This window comes from Microbacterium sp. TPU 3598 (assembly GCF_002356155.1).
Taxonomy (GTDB): Bacteria; Actinomycetota; Actinomycetes; order Actinomycetales; family Microbacteriaceae; genus Microbacterium; species Microbacterium maritypicum_A.
In genome coordinates, this window is the sequence record NZ_AP017975.1 from 2,123,732 (window position 1) to 2,142,609 (window position 18,878).

Consider the following 18,878-nt stretch of genomic DNA (forward strand, 5'->3'; position numbering starts at 1 on the left):
CGCGCGGATGCGGGAGCCGGCTCGGCCGGCCTCCCGCATCCCTCACCCTCTCGTCGTGCGCGATCTCGCGTCAGGCGCGATCGGCGCGAAGCCTGGCCCGCTCCTCCTTCGCCGCCATCTCGGTGACCGCCGCCTCACGCAGCTCCTGCATGTCCGCAGCCTGCGGAGCGTCCGCGTTTCCGTGGGCGTCGACGCCGTCGAGCAGGGACTCGTCGAACGGCAGCTCGCCGCTGAGCACGCGCCGCACACGGTCGCGGTCGATCTGCTTCGTCCAGGTGCCGATCAGGAGCGTCGCCACCGCGTTGCCGGTGAAGTTCGTGAGCGCGCGGCCCTCGGACATGAACCGGTCGATGCCGACGATCACGCCGACACCGTCCACCAGATCGGGGCGGTAGGCCTGGAGACCACCGGCGAGGGTGGCGAGACCGGCACCGGTGACACCCGCTGCCCCCTTGCTGGCGATGATCATGAACACCAGCAGGCCGATCTGCTCGCCGATCGTCATCGGCTGCCCCATACCGGTGGCGATGAACAGCGAGGCCATGGTCAGGTAGATGGCCGTGCCGTCGAGGTTGAACGAGTATCCGGTCGGTACGGTGATGCCGACGACAGGCTTGGAGACGCCGACGAACTCCATCTTCGCGATCAGCCGAGGCAGCGCTGACTCCGACGACGAGGTGCCGACGATGAGCAGGTACTCCCTGGCGAGGTACTTCATGAGGGAGAAGATGTTCACCCGCGTGACCGTCCACAGCAGCACTCCGAGGATCACGACGATGAACAGGATGCAGGTGATGTAGAACGCGACCATCAGCGTTCCGAGGCTCCAGATGGCGGCGACACCAGTCTTGCCCACCACCGCGGCGATGGCGCCGAAGGCTCCGAGAGGCGCAAGCCACAGGATCATGCCGAGGATGCGGAAGACCAGTTTCTGCAGCTGCTTGACAGCCTCCATGATCGGGGCACCGCGATCGCCGAGCCCCTGCAGGGCGAAGCCGACGAGCAGCGCGATGAACAGCACCTGCAGCACGCTCTCCCCCGTGAAGGCCGAGAAGAACGTCGTGGGGATGATGCCGAGGATGAACTCCTGCGTGGTCTTGGCCTCGGTCTCGACCGCATCGTAGGTCGAGGAGGCCATGTCGAGACCGGCACCGGGGTGGATGATGTTGCCGACGACGAGGCCGATCGCGAGTGCGAAGGTCGACATGATCATGAAATACAACAGCGCCAGTCCGCCGATCTTGCCGACGGTGGCCGCCTTGGCGATCGATCCCACCCCGACGACGATCGTGCAGAAGATGATCGGCGCGATCATCATCTTGATCAGAGCGACGAACCCCTTGCCCAGCGGCTCGAACGCCTGGCCGACCTCCGGCCACACGAGACCGACGACGGCGCCGAGGACGACCGCCAGCAGCACGGACACATACAGCCAGGTGTGCCGGTCCCACGATTGCTTCCCTCGCCGCCAATTGAATTTCGGCAGTGAGAATCCTGTTGTGAGCGCCATCGCGTCCTCCTCGATCATCGACGTCTTCGTCTGGTGGGCGGCTGCGTCGCCGCCGATCAGATCTCACGGTCTCCGACTTCGCGCACGGAGGCGAGTTGTGGTCGTATTGGTCACGGCACCGGAGCATCGACGATCGGAGGAAGCGATGGCGCACACCTCCCGCGCACGCAGCGCCGCATCCCGAGTCTTCGCGGTGCTGCTCGTCGCGGCCGTCGTGATCGGCGCGCTGGTGGCCGTCTACCTGGTGGTCGAGGCGCAGCGGTCTATCCGCGCCGAGGCCGAACGGGTGACGGCGGCAACCGCCGCCGCGTTCGCCTCCTCGCCCCTGGTGATCGACGGCCTGCGCGGGGATGATCCAGGCTCCGCGACCCCGGTGCTCGAGCCCTATTCGCTCGCCGTGATCGCCAGTGCAGGACTCGACTTCATCACGGTCATGACGCCGGACGGCACGCGGATCACGCACCCCGACACCGACCAGATCGGCGGACACTACCTGGGAACGATCCCGTCGTCGCCCATTCCACTCACCGAGGAGTTCACCGGCACTCTCGGCCCTTCGGTGCGCACCATCGCGCCGGTGACGACGACGGACGGCGCGCTGATCGGCTGGGTCTCGGCCGGCGTGACGACAGAGTCGATCACCGACACCCTGATCCGCCGCCTGCCTCTCACCCTCGGCATCACGATCGGCCTCGTCGCCCTCGGTGCCGGCGGTGCCGTGATCGCCCGACGCGTGACCCGCCGCATCGCGGGCGATCTGCCGCCCGGTCAGGTGCGCGACGCGGTCTCTTCCTACGAATCGATCCGCACTCTGGGCGAAGCCCTGCGCGCGCAGACCCACGAGCACGGGAATCGGATGCACGCCGCCGTCGCTCTGCTCGAACTCGGGCGCCGGGACGAGGCGATCGAGATCCTCACCGAGACTTCTCGACAGAGCCAGTCGCTCGTCGACCAGGTGACCGCACGACGACACGGGGATCCCGCCGTGGGTGCTCTCCTTCTCGGCAAAGCCTCCCAGGCCAAGGAACGCGGCATCGATTGGCGGGTGCGCATCGAACCCGACACACCTCGCACACCGCTGTCCCCGGTGGACGCCGTCTCGGTGCTCGGCAATCTCGTGGACAACGCCATGGATGCGGCCGCTGAGTCCGACGACCGCTGGGTTCAGGTCTCGCTCCGCCCGCACGGTGCCGGGATCATGCTCGAGGTCTCGGACAGCGGCCCCGGCATCCCGCCTTCCCTGCGGGAGCGTATCTTCGACCAGGGCTACTCCACGAAGCCCGCCGACGCGCAGGGTCGCGGCGTCGGGCTCGCGCTCGTCCATTCCGTGGTCACCGGCGCCGGCGGTTCCGTGACCGTGAGCGACGATCCGACGACGTTCCGGGTCGTCCTCCCCGCAGCAGGGCCACGGAGGTCTCCGGCATGATCCGCACACTCATCGTCGATGACGATGCTCTGACCCTCGAACTGCATCGCGACTACATGGCCCGCCTCGACGGGTTCGTCGTCGCCGGCGAGTGCACGGGGGCTCGAGCCGCCATGAGGGCCGTGCTCGAGCGCCCCGATGCTTTCGACCTGGTTCTGCTCGACATCACGATGCCGGACGGCTCCGGCATCGACGTGCTCCGCACGCTTCGCGGGCGATCCGCGGCCGTGGATGTGATCGCCATCACCGGCGTCCGCGACGCCGACGCCGTTCGACAGATGGCCGCACTCGGTGTCTTCCAGTATCTGATCAAGCCGTTCCCCTTCGCGGTGTTCCGCGAGCGGATGGAGCAGTACCGTGCGCACCGTGAACAGGCGCGGAGCACCGAGGGCGAAGCGACGCAGGCGGAAATCGACGCCCTGCTCGGGCGCTCCACCGCGACGATCCCCCTCCCCAAGGGGCTCTCGGCGGCCTCGCTCGACAGGGTCACCGCCGAGTTGCGCACCGACGGGCCGCTCTCGGCGAGCGGGGCCGCCGAGCGTCTCGGCATGTCGCGGGTCGCCGTGCGTCGCTACCTGGAGCACCTGGTCGCCGAAGGCGTGCTCACGCGGTCTGCGCGATACGGGACCCGCGGACGGCCGGAGACCGAGTACGACTGGAAGAGGCGACCCGGCCCGGGGACCTGACCGTCAGCGCGGCAGCCGTCCGTCGTGCAGCACCGCGTGCGGATCGAAGCGCGCACGCAGATCACGAAGCCGGGCGATCTCGTCGTCGGACCCGCAGCGCTCGAGGGTCTGTTCCGGTTCGAGGAAGGTCGCCACGGTCTGCGATGCCTCGTTCGGTCCCAGCAGCTCTCGGAAGGCCTCGAGACTCATCTCTCCCGGTTCTGCGGGCACTCCCGGGATCACCGGCACGAGAGCGTGCAACAGCCAGCCCACGGATTCGAGCGAGGCGAAGCCCTCACGCCGCGGTGCATCGAGAGCACCGCCGAGCATACGGATGTCGATGCCCATGATCGGCCACTGCTCCGGCAGCTCCCGGAATTCGAGGAGGGCGTCGATGGTCGCATCGTCGAGCACGCTGAGCGCCATCGATGCCCCACGCCCCGGCGTGGGATCCGTCGGCTCGTTCGAGGCGGCCGCGAGTGCCGCCGGCGACGTCGGCCCGGTGATCTCCCTGCGCACCGTCCCTGCCCGCCGTATGGTGTCGATCAGCTCCTCCTGCGGCCCGTCGGCCGACAGCGCCTGGACCGTGAGGAAGCTCCTTCCCCTGATCTCCTCCGGAAGCTGCGGGGCGTCCGGCATGCGCATCGAGTTGAGGAAGACGTTGAGCGTCGACGGAGCCGAGGCTGCGAGGTCGCGGACGGCACGGACCACCGCTGGGGCATCAGCGACGTCGAAGGTGAGGTTCGCCCCCCAGACGGCGGGTGCCCGCACCAGATCGATCTCGGTCGCGGTCACGATCCCGACGAGGCCGCCGGCGCCCCGCAGCGCCCACATGAGGTCGGCATCGGTGTCGTCGTCGACGCGCTCGTGCGTGCCGTCGGTGCGCAGCACCCACGCCGCGCGCAGGTTGTCGGACCCGAGACCCGCTGTACGGCTGAACCACGAGTGTCCGCCGCCCAGTGTGTACCCCGCGACGCTCACCACGGGACTGGTTCCGGCAGGAGCGACCCACCCCGTGCCTTCGAGTGCCTCGACGACAGCTCCCCAGCGCACGCCGGTACCGACTCTGACGATGCCGCTTTCGAGGTCGACCTCCAGATCGTCGAAAGCACCCATGCGCACGAGCACGGTGCCGGCCAGGGATCCGGAGGCGCCATGACCACTCGGCTGGATCGCGAGCGGCGTGCCGGACTCGCGTGCCGCACTCAGCAGTACACGGAGGTCGTCGACGTCGGCAGGTATCGCCACCGCATCCGGCCGCTGCTCGATCGCGAGATTCCACGGCTGTCGCGCTGCATCGTAAGCGTCGTCTTCGGGGAGGAGGAAGGTGCCGGTGAGTCGTTCCTGGAGCGCCACGAGCGCGGGGTGTGTGGACATGACGCCACCGTACGATATCCCTCGGACATCGTCGATGGCATCATGCGCCGCTCACTCGCCCGCGAGACCGCCGAGCATGTGGCCGAAGGAACGCCCCTCTCCCAGGTACGTCGCCGGATCGTACGGGTCGGCGACCGCGGTCGCCTCGCGTCGGGCGATCGCCTCCGCCAACTCCCTGGCACCCTTCTCGACGCGCTTGGCGAGCGGCGCGACGTCGTCTCCCGCCCCACCCCAGTCGCTCGACGCCGCGAACACCCCGGTCGAGACGGGCTCCGCATGCAGGTAGGCGAAGAGCGGGCGGATCGCGTAGTCGATCGCCAGCGAATGCCGCGCGGTGCCGGCGTTCGCACCGATCAGCACAGGCGTGCCGGTGAGCGCATCCGGGTCGAGCACGTCGATGAAGGACTTGAACAACCCCGAGTAGCTCGTCGAGAAGATCGGCGTCACCGCGATCAGCGCGTCGGCGGAGACCACCGTGTTGATCGCCGTCTCCAGGGCCGGCGGCGCGAACCCGGTGAGCAGGTTGTTCGTGATGTCGTGCGCATAGTCCCGCAGCTCGATCACGTCGACGCTCGCTTCGATGTCGTGCTCGGCGAGGGCTTTCACGGTCTCGGCCGCGAGTCGGTCCGCGAGCATCCTCGTGGACGACGGGTTCGACAGGCCGGCGGAGACCACGGCGATACGACGCACGGTCATGTCACGCCTCCGTGCGGCCGAGCCCGAAGGCTGCGCCTGCGGGGGCCGGGCTGTCCTGGTAGGGCGAATCGCCTGTCAGGTTGTCACCGCGGTTGGCGCCGGGGCGCGCCTGACGGGTCGGACCGTCGCCGAATTCGGCCCTGACGCGTGCCGCGTGGGTCGGCGCGTCGGGCACGGCGGCGGGGCGGTCTTTCGCGAGCTCCTTGCGGAGCACCGGCACGACCTCGGAACCGAGGATGTCGAGCTGCTCCAGCACCGTCTTGAGCGGCAGACCCGCGTGGTCGATCAGGAAGAGTTGCCGCTGGTAGTCGCCGTAGTGCTCGCGCATCGCGGCGTACCGGTCGATCACCTGCTGCGGGGAACCCACCGTCAGCGGAGTCATCTCGGTGAAGTCCTCCATGCTCGGACCGTGACCGTAGACGGGCGCGTTGTCGAAGTACGGACGGAACTGGTCCACCGCGTCCTGCGACTTCGCGGCCATGAACACCTGTCCGCCGAGACCCACGATCGCCTGTTCCCGTGTGCCGTGGCCGTAGTGCTCGAAGCGCTGGCGGTACAGCTCGATGAGGCGCTGGTAGTGCTCCTTGGGCCAGAAGATGTTGTTCGCGAAGAAGCCGTCACCGTAGTACGCGGCCTGTTCGGCGATCTCCGGGGTGCGGATGGATCCGTGCCATACGAACGGCGCGATCCCGTCGAGGGGGCGCGGAGTCGACGTGAAGCCCTGCAGCGGCGTGCGGAACTTGCCCTCCCAGTCGACGACGTCCTCACGCCACAGCTTGTGCAGCAGGGCGTAGTTCTCGATCGCGAGCGGGAGTCCCTGGCGGATGTCCTGACCGAACCAGGGATACACAGGACCGGTGTTGCCACGACCGAGCATGAGGTCCATGCGGCCGTCAGAGACATGCTGCAGCATCGCGTACTCCTCGGCGATGCGCACGGGATCGTTCGTGGTGATGAGCGTCGTCGACGTGGAGACGATCAGGCGCTCGGTCTGCGCAGCAAGCGCCGCGAGGAAGATCGTGGGGCTGGAGGACCAGAACGGCGGGTTGTGGTGCTCACCGATCGCGAAGACGTCGAGTCCGACCTCTTCGGCGTGCACGGCGATCGCCGTGGTCGCCTTGATGCGCTCCTGCTCACTGGGGGTGATCCCGGTGGTGGGATCGCGGGTGATGTCGCTGACCGACATGATGCCGAACTGCATCGCCTGCGCGCCTGACTGCTCGCTCATGATTGCTCCGTGTCTCCGAACCGGACGACTCGCATCCCGTTCTATTCATTTGAATGTATCTGTGTCAACGCGCTCACTTCAACTTTATTCCCGGCCTGTAGCCTCGAACGATGAGCAGTGCCGGCGCCGACATCTCAGGGCCCACCACAGGATCGGTTCCCCGCAGGCGGAGACGTGTGCCGTTCTGGGACAACGCGCGCTACGTCTGCATCGTGCTCGTCGTGCTCGGTCACGCGATCCAGCGCCTGACGTACGACTCCGACATCGCCTTCGCGTTCTACCTCGCGTTGTACGCATTCCATATGCCGGCGTTCGCCATCATCTCCGGCTACTTCTCGAAGTCCGGCTCGCCCTCCAAGACGCAGATGGCCAGGGTGGTCACGGACATCCTGCTCCCCTACGTCATCTTCGAGACGCTGTGGACACTCACCAAATGGCTGGTCGAGGGCCAGGTCGATCCGAACATCACGAAACCGAGCTGGACGCTGTGGTTCCTCCTCGCGCTCGGGATCTTCCGGCTCGTACTCCCGTACCTCGCACTGCTTCGGTGGCCACTGCTGTGGACCGTGGTCATCTCGGTCGGCGTGGGATACCTGCCGAACGTCGACAGCACGTTCTCGCTGTCCCGCACCCTGGGGCTCCTTCCCTTCTTCACGCTGGGCTGGTGGCTGCGCGAGCACGACATCGTCGACAGGTTCCGCCTCCTCGACTTCCGCCCCTGGTGGATCCGGGGCGGCGCCGTCGCGATCTTCGCTCTGGCCGGCTTTGCGGCCTGGAACTGGCTTCCGCTGTGGCAGGCGTCCGACCTGCGGCACTGGCTCTTCTACGAGGACTCCTATGCCGACCTGGGCGGCGAGCAGTGGTGGGCCGGCGGGGTGCGGATACTCCTGATGTTGCTCGCCGTCGTGCTCAGCGCCGCCTTCTTCGCCCTCATCCCACGGGGCGCCCACTGGTGGACGGCATTCGGCCAGTACACGATGTACGTGTTCCTCCTGCATTCGTTCGTGCTGTACCCCTTCCGCGAGAGCGGGATCCTGCAGAGCCTCGAGCCGACCTGGATCTGGCTCCCCCTCGTCACCGTGGCGTCAGTGCTGATCGCCCTCGCGCTGGCGACGAAGCCGGTCAGGTGGGTCTTCCGCCCGCTGGTGGAACCCCGCCCAGGGTGGCTCTTCGCCGACCCGGCGCTGGCCTCCAAGGAGGGGCGCCGGAACGACCCGACGGGCTCGCGGCGCCCGCGCCAGACCGGACGATAACCTCGAAGGTGTGAGCCGCGCACAGACCGTTCGAGACCGCATCGTCGAACGCATCGAGGAGACGGGGTTCGGCGCTCACGGGCTGCACGTCCGCGTCGCCACCGAGACCGCCGACCACCGCTGGACCGACGACGTGCGGGAGGACGTGCACTCCGTCGCGAAAGGCGTCTGCGTTCTGGCTGCGGGACTGGCCGCCGACGAGGGTGCGGTGTCGCTCGACATGCCCGTCGGCACGTACCTCCCCGGCTTCGAGCTGGGAGCTGGCGTCGAGGACGTCACGCTGCGGCACCTGCTCTCGATGACCAGCGGGATCGATCTGCCCTGGTCGGAGACTCTGATGACGGACTGGCCGGACCTCGCCCGCGAGTTCCTGCGACGCCCGTCGGGCGGACGGTCGTTCCAGTACTCGAACGCGAGCACGTACACCGCGATGACGGCGCTGGCCGCGCTAGTCGGAGACATCGGCGACTATCTCGTCCCCCGTCTCTTCGACCCGCTCGGCATCATCGACGTGGAGTGGGAGCGCAGCCCTCAGGGTCGCATCGTCGCCGGAGGCGGGCTCTCTCTGCGCACCGAAGAGCTCTCCCGTCTCGGACTCCTGATCAGAGATCGCGGGGTGTGGGAGGGCCGACAGCTGATCGCCCCAGGATGGATCGACGCGATGCACACGGAATGGCGGGTCGCCGGCGAGAGCACGGACTACGATCGCTACGCCCTTGCAGGATGGGGCGGGCCGGGGCCGGCGTGGAGACTTCACGGCGCCTACGGCCAGCTGCTCATCTTCCTCGACGACGCGGTGGTCACGATCACGGCAGACGATCACTTCGGCGCCGATGCCATCGCCGCGTTCGCGGTGGAGGCGCTCACGAGCACACACGAGCCGTGACCGCTCAGGCGAACAGCCCGGCCCCCACGAAGGACCCCGGCTTCACCCCCGCCGGCACCGCCCAGATGCCCGAACCGACGTGGCGGATGTACTCGTTCATGAGATCTGTCGACAACCGACGCTGCAGCGAGATGAACTGTGCAGGATCGCGCTGGTACGACAGGAAGAAGAGCCCGGCATCGAGGCGTCCGAGCGTGTTGTTCCCGTCGACGTAGTTGTAGCCGCGGCGGAGGATGCGGATGCCGTCGTTCTTCTCCGGATGCGCGAGACTCACGTGGCTGTTCGCGTCGATCGCCTTGCTGTGGAAGTCCGGTGCCGTGAACTCGTCTCCGCCGGAGAGCGGTGCACCCTCGCCCTTGTCCCGACCGATGATGGTGTCCTGCTCCGACAGGCGCACGCGGTCCCAGGTCTCGATGAGCATCGCGATCTTCCTGGCCACGAGGTAGGACCCGCCGGCCAGCCACGCCGGTTCGTCCTTCTCCGATACCCAGACGTGATCGCCGAGCGCCTCGGTGTCATCGGCCAGGATGTTCGCGGTGCCGTCCTTGAACCCGAAAAGATTGCGCGGCGTCGCCTGCGTCGCCGTCGTGCGCGACGTCTTGCCGAATCCCAGCTGCGACCAGCGCAGCCGAGCCCGGCCGAAGGCGATGCGGCTGAGGTTGCGGATCGCATGCACCGCCACCTGCGGGTCGTCGGCGCAGGCCTGGATGCACAGGTCGCCGTGAGAGGTCTGCGGATCGAGATCGTCACCGAGGAACGCCGGGAGCCGTTCCAGCCCCGGGGGACGCTGCGCGGCGATCCCGTAGCGGTCGCCGTCCTCGTTCTCGAAGAGTCCCGGCCCGAAGCCGAACGTGATCGTGAGCCCGGCGGCGGGAAGCCCCAGCGCCTCCCCCGTGTCGTCCGGCGGCGCTTCGGCCGGCCCACCGACCGCACCCGTCGCACTGACTTCGAGGCCCTGCGCCATGCGGGAGGCCGCGTACGACCAGTCCTGCAGCAACGAGATGAGGTCGTCGCGATCCGTGCGCGGCATCATGTCGAAGCTGGCGAAATGCAGATGGTCCTGCACCGGAGTGGTGATGCCTGCCTGGTGATCGCCGAAGAACGCGTATGCGGAATGCGCGTCCTCCGCCGCACGCGCCCGCCCAAGCGCGACGCCGCCGGCGAGACCCGCACCGGCGCCGACCGCGAGGCCCGCGACGCCGCCCCCGATGGCCAGGCCGAGCAGGCCCCGCCTGCTCAAACCGGCAGGAGCGGACGCCGCGCCCATCGATGACTCTTCGGGTGCGGCATCCGCTTCTGGTTCGTTCACGTCCGTGATGGTATCCCGTAGCGTGCGGCTGATCAGTCGAGGACCGTGCTGGTGAGCAGCGAGAGCGGCTCGGCCAGAGCGTTGATCAGGTCGGTGAACTCGCGCTTGTCGGCCTCGGTCAGTTGCGAGTAGCCCACGAAGCCGTCGGCCAGCGAGCCGTGAGCCGCGAGAGATTCCTCGAGCGCGGTGTAACCCGACTCGATCTCCGCGACCAGAGCCTTCCCCTCGTCGCCCTGCGCGACGGCGAAGTCCTGCACGAGCGAGAACGCCATCTTCGACCCTTCGACGTTCGCGGCGAAGTCGTAGAGGTCGGTCCCGGACCACCAGTCCTCCTCCCCGGAGATCTTCCCGGTCGCGACCTCGTCGAGCAGCGCGATGGCGCCGTTCGAGATGCCGCCGATGCCCTGGTCGTCGAGGGCGGTGGTGAAGTCGTCGGAGTGCACGTAGTCGTAGAGCTCCTGCACGTCGGCGAGCAGCAGATCGCCGTAGTCGGCGCGCTCCTCCGGCGTGGACGGCACCCAGTCCTGCCACGCGGGGGTTTCCCCGTCGGCGTTCAGCGCATCCTGCGCCGGAACCCACAGGTCCTTCTCGATGCGGTGGAAGCCCGTCCAGTCCAGTCCTTCGGCGACGGCATCGACCTCGCGATAGTCGATCCGCGGGTCGAGGTCGCCCAGCGCCTCGGCGACCGGCTCGATGCGCTCGTAGAACGCGCGGGTCTGCGGGAAGAGCGTGCGTGCGGTCTCGTCGTCACCGGACTCGTAGGCGGCGACGAAGTCCTCGACTGCGGGGACGAGCTGACCGACCTGGTCCTTCACGAACGCACCGTAGAGGTCGACGGCCTTCTGCTTCTGCTCGGCGTCTGGACCTTCCACCGTGACGCGATCCCCGGTCACGGTGAACGCGGTCTTCCCCACGCCATCGCCGATCATCCCCGGCTTGCAGAGAGTGAAGTAGTCACCGGGCTGTGCGACGACCGTGAGCGTGCGCGAGGCGGCCGGCGCGATGTTCTCGACCTCGCCGACGATCCGGAGGCCGTCATCTGCGAGGAGGTAGAACTCCGTGACCTGAGCGGTGTCGTTCTTGACGTTGAAGGTCAGGGTCCCGCTCTTCGCGGTCGCCGCGGAGACCGCGCAGTCGCTATCGGTCGAGGAGACGTCGAAGGCCGCGGTGGCTCCGGCGTCGCTCTTCGCGACGCAACCGCTCAGGACGAGAACCGCGGCGCCGGTGGCTGCCAGCGCTCCCAGGATCCGGTGCGAGGTGGTCATGCTGCTCCTTGTGGTGAGAGGGAGGGAGATTCAGACGAGGGCTCCGTCGGGACCTGCGGCTTCGACGGGCGCTTCGAGCGGAGTCCGCGGACGTAGAGCCATCCGACGACGGAGATGTACGCGACCCAGGCGACGACCTGCATCCAGGTCATCGCGGGCATGAAGCCGACCGTCGCCTGCAGAATCGATGCGAGGGGGCCACCGGGAGCGATCGTCGCCGAGACGTCGAACGCCCACCCGAACGGGAAGGCGGCCCATCCGACGGCCACTCCACCGGTGACGGCATCGATCGGTGCCAGCGCGGTGAACGGCCCGGGAAGCACACCGGCCTCCTGCAGATCCATCAGCGCGTAGGCGAGCACGCCGGCCGCGACGATCACGAGGAAGCCACCGGTCCAGGCGAAGAAGCGACGCAGATCGAGTCGCAGCGCACCGCGGGAGATCAGCCATCCGACGACCACGGCCGTGAGGAGCCCGAGCAGGGCGCCCATCAGCGCCGAGGGTGCGTCGCCGAACGACTGGACCATCGACCACAGCAGCAGCGTCGTCTCGATGCCCTCTCGGGCGACGGACACGAAGCCGATCGCGATGAGCGCCCACAGGCCGCCGGCGGTGAGGGCGCGGTCGATGCCACCCTCCAGCGTCGCCTTCATGCTGCGCCCGGCCCGCTGCATCCAGAAGATCATCCAGGTCACCATCGCGACGGCGAGCAGCGACAGGCCGCCACCGATCAGCTCCTGCGCCTGGAACGTGAGTTCGTAGGCCCCGAAGGTGAGCACCGCGCCGATGCCGAGAGCCAGTGCGATCGCGAGTCCGACGCCCGCCCACATCTTCGGGAGGGCGTCCTGCCGTCCGAGACGACGGAGGTAGGCGACGAGGATGCCGACGACGAGTGCGGCTTCGAGGCCCTCGCGGAGCCCGATGAGAAAAGTGGCGAGCACGGAAGAACACTCTCTGGCGGTGACTGAGGTAAGGCAGCCCTTACCGAGGAGACTCTAGCACCGAGATCGACCTCCACCGCACACGAGGGACGGAAGTAACGGAACGCAACACAGGATCCCACCCCGGTCGACGCGACGTAGCCTCGGTCCATGGCTGAACTCTCGCTCCCCATTCTCGACCTCTCCCAGCTCGACGAAAGCCCCGAGGCCGCGGCACGATTCCGCGACGACCTGCGGGCGGCGACCCACGATGTCGGCTTCTTCTACCTCACCGGCACCGGGATCTCCCCCGCGCTCGAGGCACGGCTCCACCGGGCCGCCCTGGACTTCTTCGCCCTCCCCGAAGAGGACAAGCTGGCCATCGAGAACGTGAACAGCCCGCACTTCCGCGGCTACACGCGCATCGGCGGAGAACGCACCCAGGGGAAGGTCGACTGGCGCGAGCAGATCGACATCGGCCCCGAGCGCGAACCCGTCGACGACGGCCCCGCCTTCAACCGCCTCATCGGGCCGAACCTCTGGCCGTCGGCGCAGCCCGAGCTGCAGGATGTCGTGGCCGAGTGGCACGAGACCCTGTCCGAGGTCGCTCGCAAACTGCTGCGCGCCTGGGCCCAGACCCTCGGCGCCGACGAGTCCTACTTCGACGAGCACTTCGGCGAGCCGTCGACCCTCATCAAGATCGTCCGCTATCCCGGAACGCACGAACCAGAGCCTCAGCAGGGCGTCGGTGCGCACAAGGACTCCGGCGTGCTCACCCTCCTCTGGGTGGAGCCGGGCAAGGGCGGTCTGCAGGTCGAACGCGACGGCACCTGGGTCGACGCTCCCCCGGTGCCCGGAGCTTTCGTCGTGAACATCGGCGAGCTGCTGGAGTACGCGACGGGCGGGTACCTCAAAGCGACGAACCACCGCGTGGTCTCGCCGCAGGCACCGGACGAGCGGATCTCGATCCCGTTCTTCTTCAACCCCGCGCTCGACAAGCGGCTGCCCCTGATCGAGCTGCCCGAGGAGCTGGCCGCCGAAGCGAACGGGGTGACCGATGACCCGAGCAATCCCATCCACGCGCTCTACGGCGAGAACGCCCTCAAGTCACGCTTGCGCGCCCACCCGGATGTCGCCGCGATCCACCACGCCGACCTCGTGAACGCGCCCGCCTGACGCACGGGTCACAACTCCTGCCCGCCGCCGAGAGCGACGATCTGCCGGAGCGCCTGGAGGTGGGCCGCGAAAGCATCGCGGCCCGCCTTCGTCGAACGCACCCACGTGCGCGTGCGACCCCCGACGACGCCCTTGCGCGCGAGCACGTATTCCGCGGTCTGCAGGTGTGCGATCGCTTTGCTCAACGGCGAATCACCACATTGGAGGATGTCGCGGAGCGCCGGGAAGTCGAACTCCATGCCGTCGCCGAGCGCGGCCATCAACGAGAACCGGATCGGCGAGGCGAAGTTGTCGTCCAGCTGCGTGCGCGGGTGCGGCCGGAACCCCGCCTCAGCCACGACCCTCCCGCCCCGGAACGAACGACACCAGGACGAAGAGCACGATCACGACGACACCTCCGACGACACCGGCGAGCCCCGATGCGCTGCCCCCTCCTCCCCCCAGCACGAGAGCCACAGGTATGACTGCCGCGAGCAAGAATGCCGCCACATGCGGCCACCGCCAGGAAGCACCGATGGCGGGAAGCCCGACGGGTGTGTTGAAGGCGACGATCCAGGCGAGGAGAACCAGCATCACCAGCAGGCTGATCACGCTGCGCAGCACATCGTCCGGCGCCCCCGCGAGCATGGTCAGCACGCCGAGAGCGACGCCGACGAGCAGGGTCCCCCATCGGATCGGAGCGGGCAGGGTGACCCGCGGAGGCCGCGGGGACCGCGCATCTCCGGCCGCGCGGAACAGCTGGAGCACGCCGTAACCGCCGATACCCACCAGGACTATGCCCGCGGGGATCAGCACGACGCCGACCGGGAGACCGGGATCCAACGCGACGAGACCGAAAACGACGACAGCGCCGACGAGAACCACGACTTCGCCGAGGATGAGCGGCCACCGGGAAGCGCTCCAGCGCCACTGCATCCCATTGCGTTGCGCCATCCCGCTCGCCAGCTGCCCCCACACCAGAAAGGTGAACAGGATCACCTGGGAGGCGAGGACATCGCTCTGCCGGAGGACGAGCGCGAACGCGACGAGATACCCGGCCGTGATCACCGCATTGGCGATCTGGAGCCCGGCGAGCGCACGTCGGTCGACGGCGCGGCCTCGGCGCTCCACCACCGCGTCCGCTGCGGCCAGATACCGGCGCGCGATGTCGGCATCCGGCGGCACGAGAGCGTCGTGACCGGGAATCGGCTTCTGCTGCATGTCGGGCCTCCCCCACTTTCCTTGTGGAAAGCTCTCTACTTTCCTATCGGAAAGCGAGTGGGGAATCAACCCTCGGACATGACGAAGGCCGCCCCACACCATGGGGCGGCCTTCTCAAGAATGTTCTGCGCGATTGAACGCAGGATCGCAGTGCCTTAGCGGCGGAGTCCGAGACGCTCGATCAGCGAGCGGTAGCGCGCGATGTCGATGTCCTGGAGGTAGCCGAGCAGACGACGGCGCTGACCGACGAGCAGGAACAGCCCACGACGCGAGTGGTGGTCGTGCTTGTGCTCCTTGAGGTGCTCGGTGAGGTCCTTGATGCGCTGCGTCAGCATTGCGACCTGCACCTCGGGGGATCCGGTGTCACCGGGGTGCGTCGCGTACTCTTCGATGATCGCCTTCTTGACGTCTGCTTCCAGTGCCATAGATTCGATCCCCTCTCTGCTTGTTGCGCGGCGCCCGACGCCTGATACGTGGGCTCTCTTTATCCGCGGCCGATCAAACGGCAACCTGACGAGTCTACCAGCCGACGACCGCCCTCGGTGACACCGGCGGCGGAGCGAGTCCGTCAGGGTCAACTAGTCTCGAAACGTGCAGAAGAAGTTCGAGGAGTGAGCGCCCGCCGCGGTCATCTGATCGACCTCTCCCCCTTGAAGTCCAGTCCGGCGTTCGCCCGGATGTGGATCGGGTCGACACTCGCCGGCATCGGCGGCCAGCTCACCATCGTCACGGTGATGCTGCACGTGTTCGCCCTGACGCAGAACACCTTCGCGGTCTCGATGATCGCCGTGGCCGGACTCGTGCCGATGATCCTCGCCGGCCTGTACGGCGGCATGCTCGCCGATGCGTTCGACCGACGCCGGGTGGCACTGATCGCGGCGACCATCACTTTCGTCTCCACCGCCCTGCTCGCGGCTCTCACCTGGACGGGTATGGAGACCATCTGGTGGCTGTATGCGCTGAGCATGATCAACTCCGCCGCCAATTCGGTGGGCATGGCCACGCGCACGGCGATAGTGCCGCGGCTCATCCCCCGCGAGAAGCTCGCCGCAGCATCCGCGCTGAACGGTGTGGCCTTCGGGCTGACGGTCATGGCCGGACCCGCGCTGGCGGGCCTCCTCGTCGCCCTCACCGGCTACGGCTGGACGTACACGATCGACGTCGTGCTCATGCTGTCGATGTTCCTGGGACTGTGGACGCTCCCGGCGTTGCGGCCGGAGGGAAAGATCGTCCGCCCCGGCCTCGAGTCGCTGGTGGACGGCTGGCGCTTCCTCCGCAGAGCAGGCAACATCCGGATGCAGTACATCATCGACATCATCGCGATGACGTTCGGGCAGCCGCTCGTCCTCTTCCCCGCGCTCGGCACGGTGCTGCTGGGCGGCGGAGCGCTCACGACCGGCATCCTCACCGCCGCGGTGGCGGTGGGCACCTTCGCGTCGAGCCTGTTCTCCGGTCGCGTCGTGCAGTACCGCTGGCATGGCCGCGGCATCGCCCGGGCCGTGGAGGCCTATGGCGCGTCGATCCTGCTGTTCGGGATCGTGCTGCTCGTCGGCGCGTTCTCGTCACCAGCGACCGAGACGGCTCCCCACATCGGGTTGATCGTCGCCGCCTGCGTCGCCCTCGCCCTGTCCGGTGCGTCCGACAACGTCAGCTCGATCTATCGGAACACCATGATGCAGGCCGCCGTACCCGACTCGATGCGCGGACGCCTCCAGGGCCTGTTCATCGTCGTGGTCGCCGGCGGGCCCCGCGTCGGGGCGCTGTACGCGGGCACGCTGGCGACGCTCACGACCCTCTGGTTCCCTCCCCTGCTCGGTGGAGTGCTGGTCATCGCCCTCGTCGCCGCGCTCGCGCAGCGCAACCGCCGATTCCACGACTACGACGCAGAGAACCCCGAGCCCTGACGGGCCCGGGGTCCGGACGATGCTCCGTGGAGGTCAGTCCTGCTGCAGGGCACCCTGCAGGTCGAGGCTGATCGTGACGTCCTTGCCGACGAGAACGCCACCGGTCTCGAGTGCCGCGTTCCAGGTGAGACCGAAGTCCTCGCGGTTGATGACCGTCTTGGCAGAAGCGCCGGCCTTGTAGTTGCCGTACGGGTCGGTGCCGAAGCCACCGAAGTCGAGTTCGAAGCTGACGGGCTTGGTGACGCCGCGGATGGTGAGGTCACCGTCGACGAAGAGCTCATCGCCCTTGAGGTGCGCACCGGTGGAGACGAACTCCATAGTCGGGAAGTTCTCGGTGTCGAAGAAGTCCGCCGAGCGCAGGTGCGCATCGCGACCCTCGTCGTTGGTGTCGATGGAGGTCACGTCGACCGTGGCCTCGACCTTGGCCTCCAGCGGGTTCTCCGGAGCGATCAGGGTCGCGCTCTTCACACCGAAGGTGCCGCGCACCTTCGAGATCATCATGTGGCGCACGCTGAAGGTGACCTCGCTGTGCGAAGGGTCCAGGACCCAGGTGCCGGGACGGTAGCCGGGGATGTCGATGCTGGTCATTGCTTCTCCTCTGGAGACTTCAGCCGCTGCTGCGGCAAGGGACAGGGGCCGCGTCGCCGCGACCACTGTGACAACTTACATTCATTCGCATGTATTCCCCTGAATGAAGAATCTTTTCCCGCACATGCCGCGAGGCGCCTCCCTCCCGGAGGAGAGAGACGCCTCGTGGAAGAGACCGATGTCAGCCGACGGCGACCAGATCGATGATGAAGATCAGCGTCTTGCCGGAGAGGAAGTGCCCGCCGCCGACCGGGCCGTAGGCGAGATGCGGCGGGATGATCAGCTCGCGGCGACCGCCGACCTTCATGCCGGGGATGCCGTCCTGCCACCCCTGGATCAGGCCGCGCAGCGGGAACTGGATCGTCTCGCCACGGCCCCACGAGGAGTCGAACTCCTCGCCGGAGTCGAACTCGACGCCGGCGTAGTGGACCGTGACGGTGTCGCCGGGCTTCGCCTCGGCGCCGTCGCCCTCGATGATGTCGCGGACGACGAGCTCCGCCGGAGCGGGAGTGCTGGGGGCTTCGAACTCAGGCTTTGTGCGTTCAGTCATGTCTCCATCAAACCCGAGGCCGACGGACCCGGTCAACGCACGCACACCTGCTCACAGCGAACACCTCATGCCCTCGCCGGCGAACCTCGGCAAGAAGCTCTTGACACTCATGCAGGGCCGGGTGCACCCTGTTTACAGATCAACTCAGCGCCCGGGAGACTCGCAGGCATCGCCGCAGCACCGGGCGCTGAGTCTTGTCCTGGAGCGATTCCCGGCCCCTCACTCGACGTATCCTGCGAGGAGCTCGGCGATCTCCACCGGTCGGCTCAGCATCGCGCAGTGTCCGCCGGGCAGCTCATCCGCGACCACTCCCAGGCGCGTCTCGGCGAGGTCGCGCAGGAATGCGGCAGGGAAGAAGCGATCGTCGGCGAACAGCACGAATCTCGTCGGCACGTCGGGCCACGCCGCCAGAGGCCACGGCCTCTCCATCGCCGCCTGCGACGGATGCGCCCGCTCCCGTCGGAGCGCCTCCTCTGCCAGCTCGTGCGGAACCCCGTTGTAGAAACTGACGAGGGGGTCGTCGTTCCCGGTCAACCCGCCGTCCCGCGCCGACTGGGCGGCAGACGCCGTGACGTATCCCGAGTTCGCCCACCACTGATCCGGGGACTCGCCCGGGGACGGGATCATCCCCGCCATCAGGACGAGGAGATCGGCGGAGAGGCGCTCGGCGACCAGCGGCGCGGTGAAGGCCCCGAAGGAATGACCGACGACCACCACCCTCGCCTGCGCACCCACCAGTTCCGCAACCGCCTCGGCGTAGTCCTCGAGAGTGAGCGTGTCGTCGTCGGCGGGAAGGTCGGGCGCGAACACCTCCTGCCCGCGCGCTCGCAGCTCAGCGGCGACCAGATGCCAGGACCATCCGACATCTCCGCCACCGTGGATCACGACGAAGGTGCTCATCCGCCACCGCCTTCCCTCCGAGAAG

19 protein-coding genes are annotated in these 18,878 nt (G+C 67.9%); 6 read left to right on the plus strand and 13 right to left on the minus strand.

What is annotated here, in order from left to right; all coding sequences use genetic code 11:
• Positions 1-70: 70 nt before the first annotated feature.
• Positions 71-1,510, minus strand: coding sequence for a cation:dicarboxylate symporter family transporter (locus MST3598_RS10120; protein WP_029259005.1), 1,440 nt, complete (start codon positions 1,508-1,510; stop codon positions 71-73).
• Positions 1,511-1,655: 145 nt separating this feature from the next.
• Here MST3598_RS10120 and MST3598_RS10125 point away from each other — a divergent pair, with 145 nt between their 5' ends.
• Entirely contained in the window at positions 1,656-2,936 is a 1,281-nt protein-coding gene (locus MST3598_RS10125) for a sensor histidine kinase (protein ID WP_029259004.1), read from the plus strand.
• A complete protein-coding gene (locus MST3598_RS10130) occupies positions 2,933-3,622 on the plus strand; it encodes a response regulator (protein WP_029259003.1) in 690 nt (229 codons plus the stop codon). The genes MST3598_RS10125 and MST3598_RS10130 overlap by 4 nt, the downstream gene beginning before the upstream one ends.
• Before the next feature lie 3 nt (positions 3,623-3,625).
• Here the strand turns inward: MST3598_RS10130 and MST3598_RS10135 are convergent, their stop codons facing one another.
• From MST3598_RS10135 to MST3598_RS10145, 3 genes are read right to left on the minus strand one after another with little or no spacing between them, the layout of a single operon-like run.
• Positions 3,626-4,978, minus strand: coding sequence for an FAD-binding oxidoreductase (locus tag MST3598_RS10135; protein WP_051670996.1), 1,353 nt, complete (start codon positions 4,976-4,978; stop codon positions 3,626-3,628).
• A gap of 51 nt (positions 4,979-5,029) precedes the next feature.
• Positions 5,030-5,674, minus strand: a complete 645-nt coding sequence (locus MST3598_RS10140; protein WP_029259001.1) for an FMN reductase — start codon at positions 5,672-5,674, stop codon at positions 5,030-5,032.
• A gap of 1 nt (position 5,675) precedes the next feature.
• Positions 5,676-6,902, minus strand: coding sequence for an LLM class flavin-dependent oxidoreductase (locus MST3598_RS10145; RefSeq protein ID WP_029259000.1), 1,227 nt, complete (start codon positions 6,900-6,902; stop codon positions 5,676-5,678).
• A gap of 110 nt (positions 6,903-7,012) precedes the next feature.
• On the opposite strand from MST3598_RS10145, the gene MST3598_RS10150 reads away from it, so the two are divergent.
• Positions 7,013-8,155, plus strand: coding sequence for an acyltransferase family protein (locus tag MST3598_RS10150; RefSeq protein WP_029258999.1), 1,143 nt, complete (start codon positions 7,013-7,015; stop codon positions 8,153-8,155).
• 10 nt (positions 8,156-8,165) lie between these two features.
• Entirely contained in the window at positions 8,166-9,041 is an 876-nt protein-coding gene (locus MST3598_RS10155) for a serine hydrolase domain-containing protein (protein WP_021198608.1), read from the plus strand.
• Positions 9,042-9,045: 4 nt separating this feature from the next.
• Here MST3598_RS10155 and efeB read toward each other — a convergent pair whose 3' ends face one another.
• The 3 genes from efeB to efeU all read right to left on the minus strand — a co-directional run bounded on the left by efeB (position 9,046) and on the right by efeU (position 12,556).
• A complete protein-coding gene (efeB, locus tag MST3598_RS10160) occupies positions 9,046-10,308 on the minus strand; it encodes an iron uptake transporter deferrochelatase/peroxidase subunit (protein ID WP_029258998.1) in 1,263 nt (420 codons plus the stop codon).
• A 74-nt stretch (positions 10,309-10,382) separates the two neighbouring features.
• A complete protein-coding gene (efeO, locus tag MST3598_RS10165) occupies positions 10,383-11,615 on the minus strand; it encodes an iron uptake system protein EfeO (protein ID WP_029258997.1) in 1,233 nt (410 codons plus the stop codon).
• Entirely contained in the window at positions 11,612-12,556 is a 945-nt protein-coding gene (gene efeU / locus MST3598_RS10170; RefSeq protein WP_029258996.1) for an iron uptake transporter permease EfeU, read from the minus strand. Before efeU ends, efeO begins: the two co-directional genes overlap by 4 nt.
• A 150-nt stretch (positions 12,557-12,706) precedes the next feature.
• Here efeU and MST3598_RS10175 point away from each other — a divergent pair, with 150 nt between their 5' ends.
• A complete protein-coding gene (locus MST3598_RS10175; RefSeq protein ID WP_029258995.1) occupies positions 12,707-13,711 on the plus strand; it encodes an isopenicillin N synthase family dioxygenase in 1,005 nt (334 codons plus the stop codon).
• Positions 13,712-13,719: 8 nt separating this feature from the next.
• Here MST3598_RS10175 and MST3598_RS10180 read toward each other — a convergent pair whose 3' ends face one another.
• The 3 genes from MST3598_RS10180 to rpsO all read right to left on the minus strand — a co-directional run bounded on the left by MST3598_RS10180 (position 13,720) and on the right by rpsO (position 15,336).
• Positions 13,720-14,049 (minus strand): transcriptional regulator, encoded by a 330-nt coding sequence (locus MST3598_RS10180; protein WP_021198603.1) that lies wholly within the window; start codon positions 14,047-14,049, stop codon positions 13,720-13,722.
• The gene (locus tag MST3598_RS10185; RefSeq protein ID WP_029258994.1) at positions 14,042-14,911 is read right to left on the minus strand and encodes a hypothetical protein; all 870 of its coding nucleotides are present in this window, start codon (positions 14,909-14,911) and stop codon (positions 14,042-14,044) included. The genes MST3598_RS10180 and MST3598_RS10185 overlap by 8 nt, the downstream gene beginning before the upstream one ends.
• Before the next feature lie 155 nt (positions 14,912-15,066).
• A complete protein-coding gene (gene rpsO / locus MST3598_RS10190; RefSeq protein ID WP_017830938.1) occupies positions 15,067-15,336 on the minus strand; it encodes a 30S ribosomal protein S15 in 270 nt (89 codons plus the stop codon).
• Between the two features lie 186 nt (positions 15,337-15,522).
• Between rpsO and MST3598_RS10195 the strand changes: the two genes are divergently transcribed.
• Positions 15,523-16,815, plus strand: a complete 1,293-nt coding sequence (locus MST3598_RS10195; RefSeq protein WP_029258993.1) for an MFS transporter — start codon at positions 15,523-15,525, stop codon at positions 16,813-16,815.
• Between the two features lie 33 nt (positions 16,816-16,848).
• Here the strand turns inward: MST3598_RS10195 and MST3598_RS10200 are convergent, their stop codons facing one another.
• The 3 genes from MST3598_RS10200 to MST3598_RS10210 form a co-directional block, all read right to left on the minus strand.
• The gene (locus MST3598_RS10200) at positions 16,849-17,403 is read right to left on the minus strand and encodes a YceI family protein (protein WP_029258992.1); all 555 of its coding nucleotides are present in this window, start codon (positions 17,401-17,403) and stop codon (positions 16,849-16,851) included.
• A gap of 181 nt (positions 17,404-17,584) precedes the next feature.
• A complete protein-coding gene (locus MST3598_RS10205) occupies positions 17,585-17,953 on the minus strand; it encodes an FKBP-type peptidyl-prolyl cis-trans isomerase (RefSeq protein WP_021198599.1) in 369 nt (122 codons plus the stop codon).
• A 219-nt stretch (positions 17,954-18,172) separates the two neighbouring features.
• Complete coding sequence (locus tag MST3598_RS10210) at positions 18,173-18,853, minus strand: alpha/beta fold hydrolase (RefSeq protein WP_029258991.1); 681 nt, start codon at positions 18,851-18,853, stop codon at positions 18,173-18,175.
• Positions 18,854-18,878: the final 25 nt, after the last annotated feature.

Coding starts and splice junctions, on each gene's coding strand:
- MST3598_RS10210 (WP_029258991.1), bottom strand. CDS start 18,853: ATGAGCACCTTCGTCGTGATCCACGGTGGCGGAGATGTCGGATGGTCC.
- MST3598_RS10200 (WP_029258992.1), bottom strand. CDS start 17,403: ATGACCAGCATCGACATCCCCGGCTACCGTCCCGGCACCTGGGTCCTG.
- MST3598_RS10150 (WP_029258999.1), top strand. CDS start 7,013: ATGAGCAGTGCCGGCGCCGACATCTCAGGGCCCACCACAGGATCGGTT.
- rpsO (WP_017830938.1), bottom strand. CDS start 15,336: ATGGCACTGGAAGCAGACGTCAAGAAGGCGATCATCGAAGAGTACGCG.
- MST3598_RS10140 (WP_029259001.1), bottom strand. CDS start 5,674: ATGACCGTGCGTCGTATCGCCGTGGTCTCCGCCGGCCTGTCGAACCCG.
- efeB (WP_029258998.1), bottom strand. CDS start 10,308: ATGGGCGCGGCGTCCGCTCCTGCCGGTTTGAGCAGGCGGGGCCTGCTC.
- MST3598_RS10175 (WP_029258995.1), top strand. CDS start 12,707: ATGGCTGAACTCTCGCTCCCCATTCTCGACCTCTCCCAGCTCGACGAA.
- MST3598_RS10130 (WP_029259003.1), top strand. CDS start 2,933: ATGATCCGCACACTCATCGTCGATGACGATGCTCTGACCCTCGAACTG.
- MST3598_RS10125 (WP_029259004.1), top strand. CDS start 1,656: ATGGCGCACACCTCCCGCGCACGCAGCGCCGCATCCCGAGTCTTCGCG.
- MST3598_RS10120 (WP_029259005.1), bottom strand. CDS start 1,510: ATGGCGCTCACAACAGGATTCTCACTGCCGAAATTCAATTGGCGGCGA.
- MST3598_RS10185 (WP_029258994.1), bottom strand. CDS start 14,911: ATGCAGCAGAAGCCGATTCCCGGTCACGACGCTCTCGTGCCGCCGGAT.
- efeO (WP_029258997.1), bottom strand. CDS start 11,615: ATGACCACCTCGCACCGGATCCTGGGAGCGCTGGCAGCCACCGGCGCC.
- MST3598_RS10135 (WP_051670996.1), bottom strand. CDS start 4,978: ATGTCCACACACCCCGCGCTCGTGGCGCTCCAGGAACGACTCACCGGC.
- MST3598_RS10205 (WP_021198599.1), bottom strand. CDS start 17,953: ATGACTGAACGCACAAAGCCTGAGTTCGAAGCCCCCAGCACTCCCGCT.
- MST3598_RS10145 (WP_029259000.1), bottom strand. CDS start 6,902: ATGAGCGAGCAGTCAGGCGCGCAGGCGATGCAGTTCGGCATCATGTCG.